Source organism: Pseudoduganella sp. GW821-FHT05F09, assembly GCF_059419605.1.
The window spans coordinates 737,588-759,247 of sequence record NZ_JBWKSD010000003.1 but is presented as its reverse complement, the minus strand read 5'-3'; the positions used below and the strand labels follow the sequence as shown (position 1 = coordinate 759,247).

Sequence of the window (21,660 nt, the reverse complement as noted above, 5' to 3'; positions counted from 1 at the left end):
CTCTCCTAGTATTCGACCGCCACTTCGCGCGCGCCCAGCACCTGTTCCAGCGACAGCTTGAGCGCGTCCGACGGCGCCACGCGCCACTCCTCGCCCAGCTGCACCACGCAGTCCACGCCCTGCGGCTTGACCCGCATGGCCACCGGCAGGCCGTTGGCGTCGCGGTAAGGGGTGAGCACTTCCTGCAGCTTGGCCGCGCTCACCGTGGTGGGCATGGTCCAGCCGAACTGCTGGCCGAACTGGCTGCGCGCGGCGATGATGTCGTACACCTTCTCGGCCGAGATGCGCAGGCCGCCCGAGAAGCGGTCCTCCGACACCTTGCCCACCACAGCCAGGAATTCGTCGTCCTTGAACATGCGCTTGTTCTCGTCGAACACTTCGCTGTAGACGGTCACTTCCACCACGGCGCTCTTGTCGTCCAGGGTGATGATCCACAGCTTGCCGCGCTGCGTCATCTGCGGGCGCATGCCGGTGATCACGCCGCTCATCATGCGCGGCTCGCGCGACGGCTCGAGGTCGGCCAGCCTGGTGCGCGAGAAGCGGCGCGCTTCCGGCGCGTAGGAATCGAACATGTGGCCGGACAGGTAGAAGCCCAGCGCGGTCTTTTCCTCGGCCAGCTTCTGGCGGTCGGTGAAGGGCGCGCACTTCACGTATTCGGGCGGCGCCACCAGGTCGGAATCGTCGCCGCCGAACAGGCTGACCTGGTTGGCCGCCTTGGCCTCCTGGTCCGCGCATTCCATGGCGAAGGTGACCGTGGCCAGCAGCACGGCGCGGTCCACCTCCAGGCAGTCGAAGGCGCCGCTGCGTATCAGCGCTTCGATGGTGCGGCGGTTGATCTGCTTCTTGTCCACGCGCTTGCAGAAATCGAACAGGCTGACGAAAGGCCCGCCCGCTTCGCGCGCGGCGATGATGGCCTCGATCGCGTTCTGGCCGGCGCCCTTCACGCCGCCCAGGCCGTAGCGGATCTGGGTGACCTTCTTGCCGGTGACCGACGGCGCCTCGCCGTCCGGACGGAAGCGGTAGGACGACTTGTTGATGTCCGGCGGCAGCACCGTCAGGCCGCAGATGTCGATCGAGTCCTCGACCAGGATCTTCACCTTCTCGGTGTCGTCCATGGCCAGCGACATATTGGCCGCCATGAAGGCGGCCGGGTGGTGCGCCTTCAGGTAGGCCGTGTGGTAGGACAGCAGCGCGTAGGCGGCGGCGTGCGACTTGTTGAAGCCGTAGCCGGCGAACTTTTCCATCAAGTCGAAGATCTCGTCGGCCTTCTCGGCCGACAGGCCGTCTTTCGCGGCGCCGGCGCGGAAGATCTCGCGGTGCTCGGCCATCTCTTCGGCTTTTTTCTTGCCCATCGCGCGGCGCAGCATGTCGGCGCCGCCCAGCGAGTAGCCGCCGACGATCTGCGCCATCTGCATCACCTGCTCCTGGTACACCATGATGCCGTAGGTTTCGGACAAAATGGACTCGGTGCGCGGATCGGGATAGTCGAAGCGTTCGCCGTGCTTGCGCTTGCAGAAGTCGGGTATCAGGTCCATCGGGCCGGGACGGTACAGCGCCACCAGCGCGATAATGTCCTCGAAGCGGTCGGGACGCGCGTCCTTCAGCATGCCCTGCATGCCGCGCGACTCCAGCTGGAACACGGCCACGGTCTTGGCCTTGGTCAGCAGATCGTAGGAGGCGCGGTCGTTCAGCGGCAGCTTGGCCAGGTCGAAGTCGGCCTCTTTCGGATCGAGATCCTTGATGTAGTTGACGGCGCGGTCCAGGATGGTGAGCGTGGTCAGGCCCAAAAAGTCGAACTTGACCAGGCCCACGGCCTCCACGTCGTCCTTGTCGTACTGCGACACCACGCCGCCGTCGCCGCCCTGCGTGTACAGCGGGCAGAAGTCGGTCAGCTTGCCCGGCGCGATCAGCACGCCGCCGGCGTGCATGCCGATGTTGCGGGTGATGCCCTCGACCTGCTGCGCCAGGTCCAGCAGCTGGCGCACCTCCTCCTCGTTCTGCTGGCGCTCCTTGAGCATGGGTTCTTCCTCGATCGCCTCCGCGATCGAGACCGGCTTGCCCGGCTTGAACGGGATCAGCTTGGACACGCCGTCGCAGAACATATAGCCGAAGTCCATCACGCGGCCCACGTCGCGGATCGCGCCCTTGGCCGCCATGGTGCCGAAGGTGGCGATCTGCGACACGGCGTGGTGGCCGTACAGGTCCTTCACGTGCTGGATCACGCGGTCGCGGCCTTCCTGGCAGAAGTCAATATCGAAGTCGGGCATCGATACACGTTCGGGGTTCAGGAAACGCTCGAACAGCAGATTATATTTCAGCGGATCCAGGTCGGTGATCAGCAGCGAATACGCCACCAGCGAACCCGCGCCCGAACCCCGGCCCGGCCCCACCGGCACGCCGTTTTCCTTGGCCCACTGGATAAACTCGGCCACGATCAGGAAGTAGCCGGGGAACTTCATGTTGCAGATGGTGTCCGTCTCGAACTTCAGGCGCGCCTCGTAGCGCGGGCGCTCGGCCTCGCGCTTGGCCGGATCGGGGAACAGGTGCTCCAGGCGCATCTCCAGGCCCTTCTTGGACTCGGCCACCAGGAACTCGTCGATGGTCATGCCGGGCGGGGTCGGGAAGTTCGGCAGCTGCGGCTTGCCCAGCGTGAGCGTGACGTTGCAGCGCTTGGCGATCTCCACCGAGTTTTGCAGCGCGGCCGGCAGGTCGGCGAACAGCTCGCCCATCTCGGCCTGCGTGAGGAAGCGCATCTGCTCGTTGTAGCGCTTGACGCGCTTGGCGTTGGCGATCATCTCGCCGTCGGCGATACAGATGCGCGCCTCGTGCGCGATGAATTCGTCCGGCGACATGAACTGCACCGGGTGGGTGGCCACCACCGGCAGGCCCAGCTTGGCCGCCAGCGCCACCGAATGGCGCACCTGGGCTTCCTGGTTGGCCTGGCCGGCGCGCTGGATCTCGACGTAGAAATGGCCGGGGAAGATGGCGGCCCACTTGCGCGCCTGGCGCTCGGCCAGCTCCAGGTTGCCGTTGTCGATGGCGGCGCCGATGTCGCCGTACTGCGCGCCGGACAGGGCGATCAGGCCGTTGTCGGTGCGCTCGTTGGGCAGCAGCTCGTAGGTCTTGTTGGCGCGCTCGGCCAGCCACTCGGTGCGGATCTCGGCGCGGCCCTTGTACTGGTTGGTGAGCCAGGCGGTCGACAGCAGTTCGCACAGCTGCAGGTAGCCCATGCGGTTTTTCGCCAGCAGCAGCAGGCGCGACGGTTTTTCGCGGTTGTCGTCGTTGGTGATCCACACCTCGCAGCCGATCACCGGCTTGATGCCCTTGCCGCGCGCGGCCTTGTAGAACTTGACCATGCCGAACAGGTTGCCCAGGTCGGTGACGGCCAGCGCCGCCTGCTTGTCCTTGGCCACCGCGCCGATCAGGTCATCGATGCGCACCAGGCCGTCGACAATCGAGTATTCCGAGTGCACCCGCAGGTGGACGAAAGCCGGGCCTTGCGGCGGTTGCGCGGCGGCTGCGGCGCCGCCTTCTTGTTCGATTACCATCATGTTCATGCTGCTGCTCGCCAGTGTTCCAATGAGCTGCTATTCTACCGCGCCACAGCCCGCCGCCGCTAACTGAACACTTCGCAGCCGGCGCTGCGCGCAGCATTTCTGCAAGCGCGGATGCGGCACAGCTTATAATAGCGGCTGTTCCGCTTTTTCCTGAAAACGCACCATGCAAGCTCACACCTCCAGCGCGCCCGCAGCAGCCGGCGCAGCAACGGCGACCCCGTATGTCAACATCGCTGCCTACAAATTCATCACGCTCGACAACCTGGAAGACCTGCGCCCGCAGTACCAGGAGCAGTGCGCCCAGCTCAAGCTGAAGGGCACCATCCTGCTGACGCCGGAAGGCATCAATATGTTCCTGTCCGGCCTGCGCGCCGACATCGACCAGTACCTGGCCTGGGTGCGCAGCGACGCCCGCCTGGCGGACCTGGAAGTGAAGGAAAGCTTGTCGAGCGAGCAATCGCACAAGCGCATGCTGGTGAAGATCAAGAAAGAGATCATCACCATGCGCATGCCGCTGATCAAGCCGGAAGAAGGCCGCGCGCCCTTCGTGGAAGCGCACACCCTCAAGCGCTGGCTGGACCAGGGCCATGACGACGCCGGCAAGCCGGTGGTGATGGTCGACACCCGCAACGACTTCGAAGTGGACGTGGGCACCTTCGACAACACGGTGGACTACCGCATCAAGAAATTCACCGAGTTCCCGGAGCTGATCGCGGCGCACAAGGCCGACTTCGACGGCAAGACCGTGGTCACCTTCTGCACCGGCGGCATCCGCTGCGAAAAAGCCGCCATCCATATGCAGAACATCGGCTACGACAACGTCTACCAGCTCGAAGGCGGCATCCTGAAGTACTTCGAGGAAGTGGGCGGCGCGCACTACACCGGCGACTGCTTCGTGTTCGACTACCGCACCGCGCTCAATCCGCAGCTGGAGGCGGTGGAAACCACGCAATGCTTCGCCTGCCGCGCCGTGGTCACGCCGCGCGAGCAGCTGTCCGAGCAGTATGTGTACGGCGTGTCCTGCCCGCACTGCCACGGCAAGCAGGCCGCAGCTTAAGCTGCAACGCGACGGAGCCGGCGGGTTACGCGGCCCTGCCGCTGACCCGCCCTACGCTGCTGTCTTACACACGCGTAGGACGGGTTAGTGGGAGGCGCCGAGCCGGCGCAGCCGCGCGTAACCCGCCATGTCCGCTACGCAGCCGGCTTGTCGCCGTAGCTGCGGCGCAGGCGCAGGAAGGGCTGTTCGATCACGTGGTAGCTGAGCGCTGAGATGGCCCAGGTGGCGCCGTACACCAGCGGGAAGGCCAGCACCGCGTCCAGCGCGCGGCTGCTGGTCCAGTGCGGCAGGCCGATAAAATTGGCCAGCACGGTCAGCGCCGCCATGTGCAGCAGGTAGAAGGAGAAGCTGATCTTGCCGCCATGCTCGAGCACGCGCTCCAGCAAGGCCGGCATGCGGCGCTCCCAGCCCACCCAGCACACGATCAAACAGGTCCAGCCGAACGCTTCCAGCATCGACCAGAAAATCCAGAACTTGTCATGCGAGGCCGGGTCGAAGCGCGATACCGACGCTTCCAGCACGCAGTTGCCATACACCAGCGCCGCCGCCAGCGCCGCCAGCCAGGCGCCGTGGCGGCGCAGCTGCGCCGCGTGGCGGCTCACCACAAATGCGCCCAGCATGCCGATCAGGAACTGGTCGAAGCGCCCCACCAGGGTGCTGAAGAACATCAGCGTGCTCTTCTCGTTGGCGGTGTAGGCGGCCAGCTTGAGGAAGACCATGATGCCCAGCAGCTGCAGCAGATAGCTGGCGCCGCGCTCGAGCGCGAAGCGCGCCAGGAAGGGGAACACCAGGTAGAAGGTGAACTCCACCGAAATACTCCACGCCGCGCCGGTGACCACCGTGTAGGAGGTCGGCGCCAGGCCCAGGTTGGTGGCCAGCACATACAGCAAATCCTGCGGCGCGAACTTGTCGCGGCCGATGGAGGTGGCCAGCACGAACACCACCAGGAACAGCGGCACGATGCGCAGCAGGCGGTTGCGCAGGAAGTCGCGGTAGACGATGTGCTGCTGGCGCTGCGCGATCTGCATGAACAGGAAACCGGACAGGGCGAAGAACAGGCCCACGCCGGTGTGGCCTTCGGTGACCGGCGCCAGCAGCACGTTGTACTGCGGCGCGCCGCCCTGGCGCATGTACTCGTGGTAGTAGTGGAACAGGAAGACGACGGTGACGGCCAGCCAGCGCAGCTGGTCCAGGCGCGGGTTGTAGGGAAGATTGAGAGATTTCATGGCCGCAATCTTACCCTACAACCAAGCCGCGTCACCAGCGGCGGCGGCCTTACTGTATCGAACGCGGCACAGCCAGGCGCAACGCGTTTTCGTAGGCGATGCGGGCGGTGCCGCACAGTGCCAGCCGCGAACGCAAGGCCGCCATCTCCTGGTCCACAAAGCGCAGATTGTTGACTTGCTCCTGCGCTTCCGCGCTCAGCTCCGACACCAGGTAGCTGACGCCATCCACCGTTACTTGCAAAGGCTCGTCCATTGCACGCTCAACGGAAATATCCGGCCATCTCGCGGACATCGCTGGACGACAGCGTGCCCGATGCGGCGCGCAGCTTGAGATAGGACAGAATGTAGGTGTAGCGCGCCTGAGCCAGATCGCGCACGGTCGCGCTCAACTGGCGCTGGGCATCCAGCAGGTCCAGATTGATGCGCACGCCGCCCTTGATGCTTTGCTCGGTTGCCTGCACCAGCAGTTTGCCCGAATCAACCGCCTTCATCAGCGCTTCGATCTTCTTCACGCTGCTTACCAGCGCGTCGTAATCTTTGTTCAGCTCCAGCATGGCCTTGTCGATCTCGGTCTGCAGATCGGCCTTGGCCTTTTCGCGGTTGGCCACGGCCTGGCGGGTGGAAGCGTTCACCGCACCGCCGGCATAGATCGGCACCGTGAGCTGGAAGCCGATGCTGCGCGTGGTGGACGACTGGTTGATGGTATTGATGGTATCCGAATCGGACTTGCCATAGGAGGCGACCGCGTCCAGGCGGGGGAAGTGCCCGGATCGCTGCTTGTTGATCTCCTGCTGGCCGATCTCGACGCCAAGCTTGCGCGCCCGCACTTCATTATTGCTTTCCATAACCAGACGCTGCCAGCCTTCCAGGCCCAGCTTGTCTTCGGGCGGACGATGGAAGGCCGGTGTCAGCGGATCCAGTTCACCCAGACTCACGTCCGCGCCGACGATGGCTTGCAAGCCGAGACGGGTGGCCGCCAAGTTATCCTCCGCCTCCAGCACGGCCGCTTCCGCCACGTCCAGGCGGGCGCGGGTTTCCAGCATATCGGTGCGGGTGCCCTCCCCCTTCTCCAGCATGCGGTCATTGACCTTCATGCGTTCCACATAGGTGTCGCGTTCGCTTTTCGCCAACGCCAGCTGGTCTTGCTTGAACAACACTTCGATATAGGCCCCGACCACGCGCATCGCAGCCTGCTGCGATTCACTCAGGAAGACCGCATCGCTGTACTCGGTTTGCAGCACGCCCTGCTTGTAGCGTGCCAGCGCGTCGAAGTTGATCAGCGTCTGGCGCACTTGCACACTGGAAGAGCGGCTGATGTAGTCCTGGTTAACGGAATGGCCGTTACTCGTGATCTCGCTCTTGGCCTTGCTGCCGCTGTAACTGGCGGAAATGCTGGGCAACAAGCCAGAACGGCCCAGCACGCGGTTTTCCTGGCCGGCTTCTTTGGCATAGTAGGCCGCACGATAGACGCTGTCGTTTTTCAGCGCGGCCTCGTAGGCTTGCATCAAGCCCAGCGCGGCGGCGCCGGAGCTGTGGGCCAGCAAGGCCGCCCCGACGGCCTGCACCAGCAGGCCCCGTTTCGATCGCAAAAAGTGCCGCATTACTCCTCCGACATGGACGTTTTGGCGCGGTCCAGCACCGGTTTCAGCAGGTAGCTCATCATCGTGCGCTCGCCCATTTTCACGAACAGTTCCACCGGCATGCCGGGACGCACTTCCAGCTTATGCTGTTGCATCTCTTTCAGGCCGGCCGGAGTCACCCGGGCCTGCACAGTGTAGTAAGGCTGGCCGGTGTGATCGTCGATCAGGCGGTCCGGCGATACCTTGGTGACTACGCCGGGAATATGCGGCGTGGTGTTGCTGTTGAACGCGGAGAAAATCAGCTCGGTAGGCAAGCCGGCGTGGACTTTATCGACCAGATTGACCGGCAGGCGGCCCTCGACGATCATGACGTCGCCCAGAGGCACCACGTCCATCATGCGGAAGCCCGATTGCACCACGCCGCCTTTGGTAAACACCGCCATGCCGATCACGACGCCGTCCACCGGCGACTTGACTTCGATATTGTCGACCGCATAGCTTTCCGCCTTCAGGCGGCTTTCCAGCGCTTGCGCCTCTTTCTGCACATCGGCCAGCTGCGAACCAATTTCGCGCTGGTACTCGTGGCTGCGCTGAGAGCGTTTGAGCATCATTTCGGCGATCTGGCGCTGGGTACGGCCGATGGCGCCGGCATTCTCGGCCAGCTCACCGTTCAGCTGCACGTAGTTGCGCTCCAGATCCAGCAGCTTGCTGCGCGCCACATAGCCGTCCTTGGCCAGGTCGCGCACATTGTCCAGCTGCTCTTTCAGGTACGCGCCCTGCTGCTGCTTGCTTTCCCGGACCGCCTGGAGCGAATTCAGCTGAAACTTCAAGCCAGCGGCGGTTTCTTCCAGCGCGGCGAGCTCGCTTTGCAGGCCAGTCTGGCGCGCGCTCATCAGTTGCAACTGCAGCGCCATATTGGACGCGACACGCGGGTCGTCCTTCAGGCTGGCCACCACCTCCGGCACGCCGAATGACGACTTGCCGTCGCGCTCGGCAAGCAGGCGCGCCTGCGCGATCGAGGTGGAAATCAACTGCACCTTGGTAATTTCCGCCTGCGCTTTCACCTGGACGCCATTCATGCGCACCAGGACTTGCCCCTGCTTGACGGTGTCGCCTTCCTTGACCAGGATGTCCTCGACGGTGCCGCCGGTCTGGTGCTGGATGGATTTGCGGTTGCCTTCCTTGGCCACGTTGCCCGGCATCGGAACGCCCTTGTCGAGCGGCGCAAAGGTAGCCCACAACAGGAAACCAAGCACGCCCACCAGGACAATAACCCAGCCCAGTTTGCTATAAACGCGCGCATCCGTGTTGACAGTCAGCGGCGCCACATCATGGCTGATGACTTCGGTCGCGGTAGCTTTAGTATCGATCAGTTTCATATTCATTCCTGTTCCGTGGTCGCCTTGCCGCCATCCGCAGCTTGCGCCGCCTGGCTTGCCGCCTGCTCAACGGCGGCTTGTTGCATGGCCGCCTGCTGCGCCTTGGTTTGAGCTTGCTGAGCCTGCGCCTGTTGCGCCAGCGCCTTCTGGTTCTTCTGCAGCGCAGCCAGGACCTGGTCGCTCGGACCAAACATGTCTACCGCGCCGTCGCGCAGCACCAGCAGCTTATTGGTCGCGGCAATCGCGCTGGTGCGGTGCGTGATCAGCACAATGGTTTTGCCGTGCTTGCGCAGGTCGGCAATGGCCTGCACCAGTGCCTGCTCGCCGACGTCGTCCAGGTTGGAGTTCGGTTCATCCAGCACCACCAGGGACGGGTCGCCGTACATGGCGCGCGCCAGGCCCAGTCGCTGGCGCTGGCCGCCCGACAGGCCCGCGCCGCCGTCGCCCAGCAAGGTGTCATAGCCGTCCGGCATATGCAGTATCATGTCGTGGACGCCGGCGCGTTTCGCCGCCAGGACCACCTTCTCCGCGTCGATCTCGCCGAAACGCGCGATGTTGTCGGCGATGGTGCCGCCAAACAGTTCAATATCCTGCGGCAGATAACCAATATGCGGACCCAGTTCAGCCTTGTTCCATTGGTAGATGTCGGCGCCGTCCAGGCGCACCTTGCCGCTGGCCGACGGCCACACGCCCACCAGCAGGCGCGCCAGCGTCGACTTGCCGGAGCCGCTGGGGCCAATTATGCCCAGCACGTCGCCCGGATGAATACCGAAGTTCACGCCTTTCAGCAGCGCGGCCTTGGCGCCGGGCGGGGCGGCAATAACGGCCTCAACCGTCAAGGTGCCCTTGGGTTTTGGCAGTTCCATGCCGGCCGGACGCGCCGGGTTCTTTTCCAGCAGCACCGTCAGGCGCTCGTAGGCGCTGCGCGTGCTGCTCAGGCTTTTCCATACTGCGATCAGCTGCTGCACCGGCTGCGTCGCGCGGCCCAACAGGATGGAGCCGGCAATCATCATACCTGGCGTGATTTTATTTTCGAGCACCAGCAACGCGCCCAGGCCCAGGATCAGCGACTGCATCGACAATTGCACAAACTTGGTGAATGCGCCGATCAGGCCGGCCTTCTCGCTGGCCTCCGCCTGCAGATGAAGGAATTTGCCGTGCAGCTTGAACCAGCGGCTCATCAAGTTGGGCAGCATGCCCATGGACTCGATCACTTCCGCATTGCGCAAATTATTGGTGGCGAGGGAGCTTGATGCAATCGCCATCGAATTCGCCTCCGCCAGCGGTTTGCGGGTCGCGCGCTCATTCACAAAGGCAAGAATCACCAGCACGACTACGCCAACCAGGGCAAACCAGCCCAGCGATGGCTCAAACATAAACATCACGATCAGGTAGAACGGGAACCAGGGCGCATCGAAGAAGGCAAACAGCGCGTTCCCGGTCAAGAATTGGCGCAGGCTGGTCAGGTCGTTCAGGGATTGCCCGGCGTTGCCGCCGGCTTGCTTCAGGTTCTGCTCGAACGCAGCCGTGTAGACACGCCGATTCAGTTCCATGTCGAACTTGGCGCCGACGCGGATCAGAATAAAGCTGCGAATTAACTCCAAGCCACCCAACACGAGATAGGTCCCCAGCAGCATCAGCGTAATCATCAGCAGCGTGATTTCGTTCTTGCTTTGCAGCACGCGGTCATAGACCTGCAGCATGTACAGCGACGGTGCCAGCATCAGCAAGTTGGTGATGGCGCTGAAGACCCCTACCGTATAGAAGGTGCTCTTGAAGCGAAACAGGATCTGCTCGATTTCGCTCTTGGGATTGAGTAGTTTTTTCATGTGATTGACTTGCTAAGTACGGCAGAAAGGCACAGCAACGGCACGTTGCGCCCCTCCGGGAGGGCGGCGCCCGAACTGCGGCAGGCGCGGTGCACACGGCAGCGCGCTCGATTAAAGACGAGACATTATCGCCTAAAACCTCAATGAAATGTGACGTAGATCACATTTTTTGGCATCCGACAGCAAAAAAGCTTGTATCAATTCGTAACCCGCAGCAGCGCAAGGCGCCAGCGCTGCGGATCGGGTTGGCTAGAATTTGAGAATTTCATCCTGCACAGGCGCTTGCAGCGGCGCCAGCGCCTCGTTCAGCGCCCTGGCGTAAGTGCCGCGCGCGGTGCGCAGGACGGCTATCTTGGCCTGCAGGCGATCCAGTTCAGCATCCACGAATTGCAGGCTGCGCAGCTGCTCCTTGGCGGCCTCCGGCAGGGTGTCGAGGTCATACACCTCGTTGTCGATAGTGATAGTAGGCATAGTTGTCTCAATAAAAATAATGACGCTAAAAGCAGGAAGACCCCACTGCCTTGCGGGCAATGAGGTCTTGTTCGACTCTACTTACCACCCGTCGCCGAAGCTCGGGGTGGAAGTATGATCAATTACACCAGGGTCAGGGTCGAAGCAGCACCGCCGCCTTCAGCGAAGGTTGCGCCGCTCAGGTCGATCAGACCAACCAGCTTGACTACGTTGTCGCCAATTGCCAGGTCGGTACCAGCGGTAGCGTGGTTGACGATGTAGGTGTTGCCGCCGTACTGGAACCAGGTGATCTGGTTGTCGGTACCACCAGCAGCGGTAACTGCCAGATCCAGCGCGTTGATCGTACCGCCGAACAGCGCGGTAGCGGTGCTGACGTCGATCTTGGCTGCGGTCCATGCATTGGTGCCACCGATGGTGAAGGTGAACACGTCGCCGGTACCTGCATCGTTGATGGTGGTCTGCACTGGTGCCGAAGCAGCGGTAGCGGTGGTCAGGGTAGCGGACACGATGAAGCTATCCGCGCCAGCACCGCCGGTGATGGTGGAAGCACCGGTATTGGTGGTTACGCGGTCAGCGCCATCGCCCAGGTTCACGGTGTAGGAACCGGTGCCCAAGGTAACGATATCGTTGCCAGCGCCGGTCGACACAGTCACGCCAGCGGCGTTTGCATTAGCCAGGGTCAGGGTGTCAGCACCGGAACCGGTGGTCACAGCCAGCGCTACGCCAGTGCCCAGGGTCACGTTGGCGGTGTTCAGCGTGATGGCGCCGGTTGCTGCACCAGCGTTGATCGCGGTCACACCAGCAGTCGACGAGCCGGAAGAACCGAAGCCAGCGGCGAAGGTCAGGTCCAGGTTCGAAGCGCCGGTCACGGTAACGGTCTTGGCGCTGGAGTCAGCACCCAGAACTACGCTGTTCCAGTTGTTCGCAGCGGAAGTGCCACCCGAAGCGATGTTGAAGTTTTCGATGCCAGCGGCAGCAATCGTACCCATCTTCACGTTAGCAGCGCCGCCGTGAGCAGCAGCCGAGGTAGCAGTGAAGTTGATTGCGAATGCGTCGGCGGTGCCGGAAACGTTCAGCAGCGACAGGGTGTTGACGAAGCCCGAGTTATTACCAACGAAGGTGTCGGTGATGCCGGTTGCGGTCACGTTCTGGTAGGTCGCGGTGGTCGACAGCGAATCCATGGTCAGAGCGGTGATGGTGTTGCCGGTCAGCAGAGCCAGATCCAGGCCGGTGGTGCTGTTCAGCGACAGGTTTTCGAAGTTGATGAACTTCGATGCGTTACCAACGGTGATCAGGTCAGCCGACAGGGTGTCGATGCCTGCGCCGCCGTCGATAACGGTGCCGGTAACAGCAACTGGAGCCTGAGCAGCTACGCCCAGCAGTTTGTCGTCGCCAGCGCCCAGCTGAACTTGCGAACCAGCAGCCAGAACCGAGCTCAGGGTCACGGTGTCGTTGCCTGCGCCTGCATCAACGTTCGCAGCAGCGGTAGCCGAGATAGCGAAGCTATCAGCGCCGGCACCGGTTTTCACGTTCACAGCAGCGGCGTTCAGGGTGCCCAGGGTCAGCGCGCCGGTTGCAGCGGAGCCGTCGATCTTGGTGGTAGCTGCGCCCATTGGAGCCAGGGTCAGAGCACCAGCGCCGGTCAGCGTCAGCGATGCCGCCAGGGTCGAGCCCGACAGATCGATGTTGCTTGCTGCGCTGTTGTTCAGCGTGATCGACGTAGCGTTCGCGTCGGTGATAACGGCGGTAGCAGCAGCGCCAGCCGAGGTCAGGCCAGCACCGGTGCTGTTCACGGTCAGCGCGTGGCCAGCGGTCAGATTGGTGATGGTGGTGGTGCGGGTAGCAGTAACTGCGCCGCCGATGTTCAGCGTAGCGATACCGTTACCGATGATGTCGGCAGCGGTGTCAACGGTGTCCAGGGTGACGGTGGTCAGCGTGGTTTTGGTGTTGTTGCTGATCGAACCAGCAGCAGCCAGGCTACCGCCGGTGACTTTAACGGACGTCAGAACGTCGCCAGTTACCGAAACTGCGCCGGTGCCAGCCTTAACGGTGGCGGTGGTCAGTGCGGTACCAGCCAGGGTCACGGTGTTAGCGCCGGTGGTGGTTGCGGTGATCGATTTGCCGCCGGTGACGCCGATGTTGCCAGCAGCAGCGTTCACAGCTGCGGTTACGCCAGCGCCCAGAACGATGCCGGTCGAAGCAGCGGTGCCCGAAGCGGACAGGCTAACGTCGGTCAGCGCGGTTTGGCCGGACAGGTCCAGGCCGGTCAGGCCGCCGCTGGTGGCAACGTTCAGTTTTTCAACGTTGGTTACGGTCATGCCACCCAGGGTGAACGCAGCGCCGGTCAGGGTCAGCGAATCAGCGATGCTCAGGGTGTCAACGCCGGCGCCGCCGTCGATGGTGTCCAGGCCGCCCAGAACGGTGGCGGTGTTGTACGAAGCGGTGAAGCTGTCTTCGCCGTTTGCGCCAACGAAGTTGTCGATGCCGGTGGTCAGCACGAACGATTTCGCGGTGTAGTTTGCTGGCAGAGCGGCAGCAGCGGTTTGCTGAGCAGCAGCAGCGATCACAGCAGCGGCAGCAGCGGCAGCGGCGGTGTTAGCAGCGGTCAGAGCAGCAGCGGCAGCAGCGTCGTCGGTGGTCGAGACGGTGATTTTGGCAGCAGCGTCGTACTTGGCAGCTTCAGCAACAGCAGCGTCAGCCGATGCTTTTGCTTTGGCAGCAGCGGTAGCTTCAGCAGCGGCAGCAGCGATAGCGGCGTTAGCGGTTGCAGCCGAGTTGGTTGCAGCGATAGCAGCTTTGGTCGCAGCGGAAGCAGCGGTAGCGGCAGCAGCGTCAGCAGCGGCGGTAGCGATAGCAGCCGAGTAGGTCGATGCGGTCTGAACCACAACTACGTTTGCAGCAGCGGTTTTTGCGCTGGCAACAGCAGCAGCAGCGGCAGCGGCGGCGGCGGTAGCGGCAGCGTCGTCCGACACTTGGGTCGAAGCGGCAGCAGCCTTGGTGAAGTCAGCAGCGGCTTTAGCAGCAGCGTCAGCAGCGGCGGTAGCAGCGGCCGAAGCGGTCACAGCGGCGGTCAGCGCGTTGGCTACAGCGGTGCCAGCGGTGGTAGCGGCAGCGTCGTCAGCAGCAGCAGCGGTAGCGGCGGCAGCAGCGGCGGTAGCAGCAGCAGCAGCAGCGGTAGCAGCGGTAGCGGCTTTAGCAGCAACGTCTTGAGCGATGATGACTTTGCCGTTGGCCAGCGAAACAGCAGCAGCGTCGCCGCTAGCGATAGCAGCGGTCAGTGCGGTTTGAGCGGTAACAACAGCTGCGTCAGCAGTGGTCTTGGCGGTAGCAGCGGCGGTCGAAGCGGCAGCAGCGGTCACCGAATCAGCAGCCAGCTTGACTGCGTCGGTTGCAGCAGCTTTGGTGTCGGCAGCGATCTTGGCGGTGTTCGCGGTGGTCACGGCGGTAGCAGCGGCGGTAGCAGCGGCAGCCTTGGTGGCGGCAGCGGTGTTAGCAGCGTCAACAACAGCTTGTGCAGCAACCGAAGCGGCGTACAGTGGGTCAGCAGCAACGGTAACGTTGGTCAGCGCGGTTTTCAGGCCAGCGTCCGAGGTAGCGGCTGCCAGGGTTGCTTCGTCGGTAACGCCCGACAGGTAGGTCTTGGCGGCCAGGTTAGCAGCGGCGCCGTTGTAGGCAGCAACGCCACCTGGTTGCTCTTGGATGTAATCGGTGAACGACGCAGCAGCGGCGGTCTTCGATTGGAAAGCGACCAGGTCGGTGCCTTGTGCGCCTTGGGAGATCTGACGAACAGCAACGGTCAGCGGCATGGTGCCGTTGGTTACCAGGTTAGCCCAGTACAGCAGACCTGGGGTATCAGCGTTGTGGCCGAACAGGTTGATGTAGATCTTGTTGATGATTTGAGCAACGGTTTGGTTAGCGTATTCAGCTTTGTACTCAGCCGAGTCGCCGAACGATTTTGCCACCGCGTCCAGAGTAGCGGATTTGGCTTCCAGTACGCCTTCCCAGTACTGCAGACCAACTGGATCTGCAGGACGGTTGAAGTAAGCAACGTACAGCTTTTGCAGATCAGCAGCGTAAATACCCATTTAAAACTCCTAGTAAGGATTGATTGAAGTTAATTGCATGACTCGCGGTGGCCAAAACAATCTAACGTACCGAATAATCTCAGAAGGTATTGCCCAAGCATGTGACAGCCATCACAAAAATAAGCAATATCCTCCGATAGTTAGTAAATTAACCAATGAAAACTATGCGGCGGGTCATTATCAGAGAAGATTGCGCCCAACGCAAGGATAGACGCGGTTTACCGCGCTTTGCCCGCCGCCATAGGGAATTTGCGGTCTTGACGGGGCTTGCCCGGCAGGCAAAACAGTGGCAGCACGACACGAAAGATTGCAAAAAGGCATCGCACCGAAAGCGCCACAGATGAAATAGTAAGTAATTGTAAAAATTTTGTCGCACACAGAACTGTTGTACGCGCGCATCACACACTGGACAGGCGAAAAAAAACAGCCCGCCAGAGGCGGGCTGTTCGTGTATACAGGGCTACAGGGGCTTATTTCGTGGCGGTAGCCGGCTGCGCAGTCCAGCTCGTGCCGCCGTAGATCGTGCGCCCGGCCATGCGGCGCTGGAACAAGTACGCCGCGGTGCCGCCATTTTCGGTACTGAGCAAGCCGCTGACGGACATATTATTGGGCTGGATGTACAAAGCGTCCCCGACAAAACGTCCGTCGTCGGCCACCTTGCCCGTGGACTGCATCAGCAGGCGCTCCTCCCCGTTGACCAGGTCGAAGTTGGTAGCGAAGGTGCGCTTGTCGAAATTAAAACTCAACGCGCCGTTCTCCAGCGTCGCCGCCAGAGTAGGCAAGGCCGCGTTGTCATGATGAATGAACGCTTCCCCCTGCTTGAGGGCGAAACTGATCCCGCCGCGCTCCGGCACCGGATAGGACTGCCCCTCGGTACGCAGCAGAACGAAGTCTGGATTCTGCGCAATCAGCGTATTGCCCTTCTTCAGTTCCGCAACCAGGTCCAGCTGGCGCTCCTTGTCCAGCAGCGGCTGCCAGCGCCCCCAGACGATCTGGCGCTCAGGCACCGGCGGAACCACCACGGGCGGCGTCACCACGGGCGGCGTCACCACCGGCGGCTCCACCGGCGGCCCGACCACCGGCGGCTGCACAACCGGAGGTTCGACCACGACCGGCGGAGTGACGGCCGGCGGCGTAATCTCGGTCACCGGCGGCACCGTAACCAAAGGTGGGTCGTTTTTTGTACCGCTGCCGTTGGTGGCGATCTGCTGCTGCAGGCTGGCGCTCTTCTGCACATCCAGATTAGGCTGCGGCGGCAGGCTGGCGCCGCCGGAAGGGCCGGCGTGCTTGCCCGGCTCGTCCGGGCGCGGCGGCGCCACGGCGTCCGGCGCCAGGGTGTTGGTTTCCGGCAGCAATTGCGGCGCGGCCTGGCCGCGGCGGATCTGCAGCAGATTGCCCTTTTGCGCGGCGAACAGGTCGCGTGTGGCCTGGCCTTCGCAGGGACCCAGGCCTTCCGGACTGCAGGCGCCGCCAAAGCCGCTCAGCGCAATGCCGCCGGAGTTGACGGTCACGCGGGTGGTGTCGTGGTCGGTGAAGACGGTAAAGTCGGTGCCGCGCACGCCGATGGCGGCCACTGGCGTATTGAAGCGGAAGTTCTGGCGCGCCTTCTTGACCGCGTCGCCGGAGCGGCTGCGCGCCACCCCGTTCAGCAGTTCCAGCTTGATGCGGTTGTTGGACGGCTGTTTCTCGTCTATATAATAGGCGACGATGCGGGCCTGGCTGGACGGGCGCAGAATAAACAGGCCGTTGTCCACCGTTTTGATATAGAGGTAGCCGTCGGCGCCGGTGGTCAGCATATCGCCTTCCTGCACCGCACCGTCCAGCGCGGCGGCCTGCTGCGCCACCTGCGCGCTGCCCGTCACATAGACGATTTTGCCCGCGACTGCCGCGTAGGCGCCGTGGGAGAGTAGTGCAAGGCCGGCAGCGGCCACGAGATGACGTAACATGATATTCCCCTTTTCCATCTTATTATCCGGCACAGCACGCAAGTTGCCGTGATAGCCGTCACATTCTCATGGAAAAGCCCGCCAACTGCGCGAAACGTTACACTTTGTAGCATAGGCAGCCCCACTCGCCTTTCCACAGGGCTAGGCGTTATACTAACGGATTGACCTTCACCCCACCGCAGCCCCTTTGACATCTTCGACGACATCCTGGTCACGGCGCCTGCCGCCCTTGCCGGCCTGGCTGCCGCGCGCGCTGATAGCCGCTGCCGGACTCATGCTGGCGTTGGGCACGCAATGGCTGGCGCCGCCGGGCGCCTCGCTGTTCGCCGACGAGTGGCTGCGCGACCGCTACCTGCGCTGGCAAAGCACGGACGCGCCCGAGCCGCGCGTGCTGGTGGTCGACATCGACGAGGCCAGTATGGCCGAGCTGGGTCCGTGGCCCTGGCCGCGCGCGCGCCTGGCCGACCTGGTGGAAATCCTGCTGACCACCTACGGCGCACGCGGCGTGGCGCTCGACATCGTGCTGCCCAACGCGGCCGACGCCGACGGCGACACCCGCCTCGGCATGCTGGCCCGGCACGCGCCGGTGGTGCTGGCGCAGGCTTTCGACTATGCGCAAAGCCGGCCCTATGCGCTGCGCGAAGGCCGGCTGAGCGGCGCCACCGCGCGCGCCGGCGAAGCCGCGCCGGCCACCGGCTATATCGCCAACCAGGCCGCCTGGGCCGGCGCGCCCAACGTCGGCAATATCGGCTTCATTCCGGACCCGGACGGCGCCCTGCGCCGCCTGCCCCTGCTCACCAGCTACCAAGGCGCGCGCTATCCGGCGCTGAGCCTGGCGCTGATCGACTGCTGCGGCGGCGGCCTGGCCGCGCTGCCGGCCAGCCCGCAGCGCATCGCCTACAAGCGCGACTGGAGCGCCTACACCCTGGTGCAGGCCAGCGACGTGCTGGCCCAGCGCATCGACCCGGCCAGCGCGGCCGGCCGCCTGGTGCTGGTGGGCTCGTCCTCGCTGGGGCTGAGCGACCGCGTGGCCACGCCGCTGGCGGCCAACCGCCCCGGCCTGGGGGTGCAGGCCGCCATGCTGTCCACCCTGCTCGACCTGCAGCAAGGCACGGCGCCCGCGCCGTGGCCGGGCCGCTGGATCGGCAGCCTGTACGGCGCCGCCTGCGTGCTGCTGGCGCTGTGGGCGCTGCCGCGCGTGCCGGCCGCGCTGGGCGTGGGCGTGCTCGCCGCGCTGAGCGCGGCCTGGCTGGCGCTGGCCTATGCCATGAGCCCGCACGATCCCCATTTCTCCACCACCGGCCCGCTGGCCTGCACCCTGTTCCTGCTGGCGGTGGCCGTGCCCTACCACTGGCAGCTCACGCAGCGCAAATCGCGCCACCTGCTCGACACGCTGCGCCAGTACGTGGCGCCGGAAGTGGTGACCGAGCTGCTGCGCAGCGACATCAAAGACCCGCTGGCGCCGGCCCAGCGCGAAGTGACCACCCTGATCGCCGACATGGAAGGCTACACCACCCACGTCGAGGCGCTGCCGGTGGCCGCCGCCGCGCAGCTCACGCGCGAATTCCTGGAATGCCTGACCGGCCCGGTCATGGCCCAGGGCGGCACGCTGGACAAATACACCGGCGACGGCCTGGTGGCGTTCTGGGGCGCGCCGCTGCCCAATGCCGAGCATGCCGACCTGGCGCTGGACGCGGCGGCCGACATCGTCGAGCGCGTCCAGCAATACAACCGGCAGCGCGCGCTCCACGGCTTTGCGCCGCTGCGGGTGCGCATCGGCATCGACAGCGGCACCGCCTTCGCGGGCGACTTCGGCACCGGCTCGCGCAGCATCTATACAGCGGTGGGCGACAGCGTGAACACCGCCTCGCGCCTGGAGCAGGCCGCGCGCGACCTGCCGCACGACATTATCATCGGCGCCGGCACCGTGGCGCAGGCGCGCCGCCACCGCTTCCTGCTGCTGGGAGAACGCGTACTGCGCGGGAAAGAAAAAACCACCATCTTGTACACCCTTGAACCCGCCATGACCCACGCCGCCTTGCCGGCCGCCGAGGAGCAGCCCGCATGAGGCGCCCGGCTTCCACCCTGGCCGCGCTGGCGCTGCTGCTGGCCTGCGGCGCCGCCACGGCACAGCAGCAGCAAGACCAGCCCGGCGCGGAATCGGCTGCGCCGGCCAGCCCGTCCGCCGCTGCGGCGGAAACGCCGCCCGTGCCGGCCCCGGCGCCGGAGCAGCTGCCGCCGGTGCCGGCCGTGACCAAACAGCTCTACGAGGACGCGCTGCAATCCATCGCCGAGGGCCGCAAGCAGGACGCCAACCAGGCGCTGCGGCGCGTGATCGAGCAGGAGCCGCAGCATGCCGGCGCCTGGCTGGACCTGGCGCTGATCCAGTGCAGCCTGGGCCGCCCGGACGAGGCCGAGCGCATGTTCCGCACCATCGAGGAGCGCTTCGCGCCGCCGCCCGGCATCGTCGAGCTGATACGCGAAGCGCGCGCCATCGGCTGCGAGCAGTGGACCCCGCTCAGCCAATACAGCCTGACCGTCTCGCGCGGCATCGACCAGAACGTCAACCAGGGCTCGACCCGGGTGCTCAGTCCGGAGTACACGCTGTCGCCCGAGTTCCAGCCGCAGCACGACCAGTACACCATGCTGTCGGGCGACTATATGCGCGACCTGACGCCGAACGGCACCGTCGGCTTCGTCCAGTTCCAGCAGCGCCGCAACGACACCCTGCGCCAGTACGACAGCGGCGCCCTGTTCGCCGGCGCCGAAACGCTGTGGCGCTGGGACGGCTGGACCCTGCGCAGCACCGTGCTGGCCGGCTTCATCTCGCTGGGCGGCGAGTTCTACCAGCGCCAGTACCAGCTGCTGGCGCGCGTGGGGCCGCCGCTCAAGCTGCCCTACGGCTTCACGCTGCACCTGCAGGGCAGCGTGGGGCGCAACAGCTACGTGACGCTGGACACCTTCGACGCCAACACCGGCGAGCTGCGCGCCCAGTTCAGCCGCCGCAAGAACGACAGCGTGTTCAGCGCCAGCATCGGCGCGGCGACCGACCGCGCCACCGGCGCGCGCCCCGGCGGCGACCGCCACGGCGCCAACGCCGCCCTGAACTGGCAGCGCAAGTACGGCGCCGGGCTCACCGCCGAGGCCGGCTACACGCTGCAGCACTGGCGCGGCAGCGCGCCCTATGCGCCGGGCGTGATCGACCAGGTGCGCACGCAGGACACGCACACGCTGCGCGCCGCGCTCACCTATCCGGTCACGCGCCAGCAAAACCTGATCCTGGAAGTGCGGCAAGTCATCAACAAGGAAAATATTCCCATCTTTCAGTACAATAACCGCCAATTGCAATTGAGCTGGCAGTGGCAGGGTCTGTGAATGGTTCACCGGCGCGCGCGCAGCGCGTAGTGAAACGGATAAGCGCATGATGTGGGAAATGGCGGTTTTTATCGGCTTCAGCCTGGCCCTGGTGGCGGGCTGCCTGGTGCCCAACCAGTGGCTGCCGTCGCGCTTGCCGAACGACAAGCTGATGCATTTCGGCGCCTATGCCGGGCTGGCCCTGCTGGCGGTGCGCATCGCGCCGCCCGCCAGCGCGGCGCTGTGGCTGGCGGGCCTGCTGCTGGCCGGCTGGCTGATCGAATGCCTGCAGCAGCTGGTGCCGGGGCGCGGCTTCTCGTGGCGCGACATGGCCGCCAATGCGGCCGGCGTGGCGGCGGGGGCCTTGTGCGCGGCGGCCTTCGCCTCCATCTGAGCTAGAATGACGCTGTCACCCACTGAACGAAACGCATGAATACCACCAGCCCGCCCGCCAGTACGCCGCCGCAGCCCGCCCCGGGCACGGAAGCGGCGCCGACCGAGCGCAATTTGCAGATCCACCTGCGCAAGATTCCGCTGCTGGCCGAACTGTCCGACGAGGAGATCATCCGCGTGAAGGCGGATCTGCGCGTGCGCCAGTACAACAAGCGCGACGTGGTGCTGCACAAGGGCGGCCATGGCGACGGGCTGATGTTCCTGCTGGCCGGCCAGCTGCAGGTGGTCGACATTACCGAGGATGGCCGCGCCATCGGCCTGCGCATCCTGGTGCCGGGCGACTTCTTCGGCGAAATCGCCCTGATCAACAACACCACCCGCTCGGCCTCGGTGGTGGCCATGACGGACGCGCTGGTGGCCTTCCTGCCGGCCCCCACCGCCATGCACCTGTTTTCGCATTCGCCGTCCGTGGCGCGCCAGATGCTGCAGCACCTGGCACAGAAAATCCAGCGCGACTCCGAATTCCGCGCCCTGCTCAGCATCAACAACACGGCCAAGCGCATCTACACCTACCTGGTGCTGATGCAGAAGAAGCAGCCCGACGGCACGGTGGTGGAAAACCTGCCCACCCACCAGGATATTGCCAATATGATCAACACCAGCCGCGAGACCGTCACCCGGGCGCTGCTCACGCTGGTGCAGCAGGGCATCGTCCAGAAAGAGCCGCACCGGCTGGTGATCAAAAACCCCGAGGCGCTGCAAAAGCTGGTGCAGAGCTAGCTC

14 protein-coding genes are annotated in these 21,660 nt (G+C 64.3%); 5 read left to right on the top strand and 9 right to left on the bottom strand.

The features are described 5' to 3' along the window. Positions 1–5: 5 nt before the first annotated feature. Complete coding sequence (gene dnaE / locus AC07S4_RS13280; RefSeq protein ID WP_494987146.1) at positions 6–3,551, bottom strand: DNA polymerase III subunit alpha; 3,546 nt, start codon at positions 3,549–3,551, stop codon at positions 6–8. Positions 3,552–3,720: 169 nt separating this feature from the next. On the opposite strand from dnaE, the gene AC07S4_RS13275 reads away from it, so the two are divergent. Then, positions 3,721–4,614 (top strand): sulfurtransferase, encoded by an 894-nt coding sequence (locus AC07S4_RS13275; RefSeq protein ID WP_494987094.1) that lies wholly within the window; start codon positions 3,721–3,723, stop codon positions 4,612–4,614. 134 nt (positions 4,615–4,748) lie between these two features. Here AC07S4_RS13275 and AC07S4_RS13270 read toward each other — a convergent pair whose 3' ends face one another. The 8 genes from AC07S4_RS13270 to AC07S4_RS13235 all read right to left on the bottom strand — a co-directional run bounded on the left by AC07S4_RS13270 (position 4,749) and on the right by AC07S4_RS13235 (position 17,130). After that, a complete protein-coding gene (locus AC07S4_RS13270; RefSeq protein ID WP_494987093.1) occupies positions 4,749–5,840 on the bottom strand; it encodes an acyltransferase family protein in 1,092 nt (363 codons plus the stop codon). 49 nt (positions 5,841–5,889) lie between these two features. After that, positions 5,890–6,093 (bottom strand): DUF6447 family protein, encoded by a 204-nt coding sequence (locus AC07S4_RS13265; protein ID WP_494987092.1) that lies wholly within the window; start codon positions 6,091–6,093, stop codon positions 5,890–5,892. Positions 6,094–6,100: 7 nt separating this feature from the next. Then, positions 6,101–7,429, bottom strand: a complete 1,329-nt coding sequence (locus AC07S4_RS13260; RefSeq protein ID WP_494987091.1) for a TolC family outer membrane protein — start codon at positions 7,427–7,429, stop codon at positions 6,101–6,103. 11 nt (positions 7,430–7,440) lie between these two features. Further along, positions 7,441–8,799, bottom strand: coding sequence for an HlyD family type I secretion periplasmic adaptor subunit (locus AC07S4_RS13255; protein WP_494987090.1), 1,359 nt, complete (start codon positions 8,797–8,799; stop codon positions 7,441–7,443). Positions 8,800–8,801: 2 nt separating this feature from the next. Beyond that, a complete protein-coding gene (locus tag AC07S4_RS13250) occupies positions 8,802–10,628 on the bottom strand; it encodes a type I secretion system permease/ATPase (RefSeq protein WP_494987089.1) in 1,827 nt (608 codons plus the stop codon). A 249-nt stretch (positions 10,629–10,877) separates the two neighbouring features. Further along, entirely contained in the window at positions 10,878–11,099 is a 222-nt protein-coding gene (locus AC07S4_RS13245; RefSeq protein ID WP_494987088.1) for a DUF6447 family protein, read from the bottom strand. A gap of 122 nt (positions 11,100–11,221) precedes the next feature. After that, a complete protein-coding gene (locus AC07S4_RS13240) occupies positions 11,222–15,184 on the bottom strand; it encodes a DUF4214 domain-containing protein (protein ID WP_494987087.1) in 3,963 nt (1,320 codons plus the stop codon). 470 nt (positions 15,185–15,654) lie between these two features. Beyond that, positions 15,655–17,130, bottom strand: a complete 1,476-nt coding sequence (locus tag AC07S4_RS13235) for a FecR family protein (protein WP_494987086.1) — start codon at positions 17,128–17,130, stop codon at positions 15,655–15,657. Positions 17,131–17,317: 187 nt separating this feature from the next. Here AC07S4_RS13235 and AC07S4_RS13230 point away from each other — a divergent pair, with 187 nt between their 5' ends. The 4 genes from AC07S4_RS13230 to AC07S4_RS13215 are packed head-to-tail and all read left to right on the top strand — an operon-like array spanning position 17,318 to position 21,657. Then, the gene (locus AC07S4_RS13230) at positions 17,318–19,198 is read left to right on the top strand and encodes a CHASE2 domain-containing protein (protein WP_494987085.1); all 1,881 of its coding nucleotides are present in this window, start codon (positions 17,318–17,320) and stop codon (positions 19,196–19,198) included. Beyond that, positions 19,195–20,505: a tetratricopeptide repeat protein gene (locus AC07S4_RS13225; RefSeq protein WP_494987084.1), complete on the top strand. Its 1,311-nt coding sequence runs from the start codon at positions 19,195–19,197 to the stop codon at positions 20,503–20,505. The genes AC07S4_RS13230 and AC07S4_RS13225 overlap by 4 nt, the downstream gene beginning before the upstream one ends. 46 nt (positions 20,506–20,551) lie before the next feature. Continuing rightward, entirely contained in the window at positions 20,552–20,878 is a 327-nt protein-coding gene (locus tag AC07S4_RS13220; protein ID WP_494987083.1) for a VanZ family protein, read from the top strand. Positions 20,879–20,913: 35 nt separating this feature from the next. Continuing rightward, positions 20,914–21,657 (top strand): Crp/Fnr family transcriptional regulator, encoded by a 744-nt coding sequence (locus AC07S4_RS13215; protein ID WP_494987082.1) that lies wholly within the window; start codon positions 20,914–20,916, stop codon positions 21,655–21,657. Positions 21,658–21,660 lie beyond the last annotated feature (3 nt).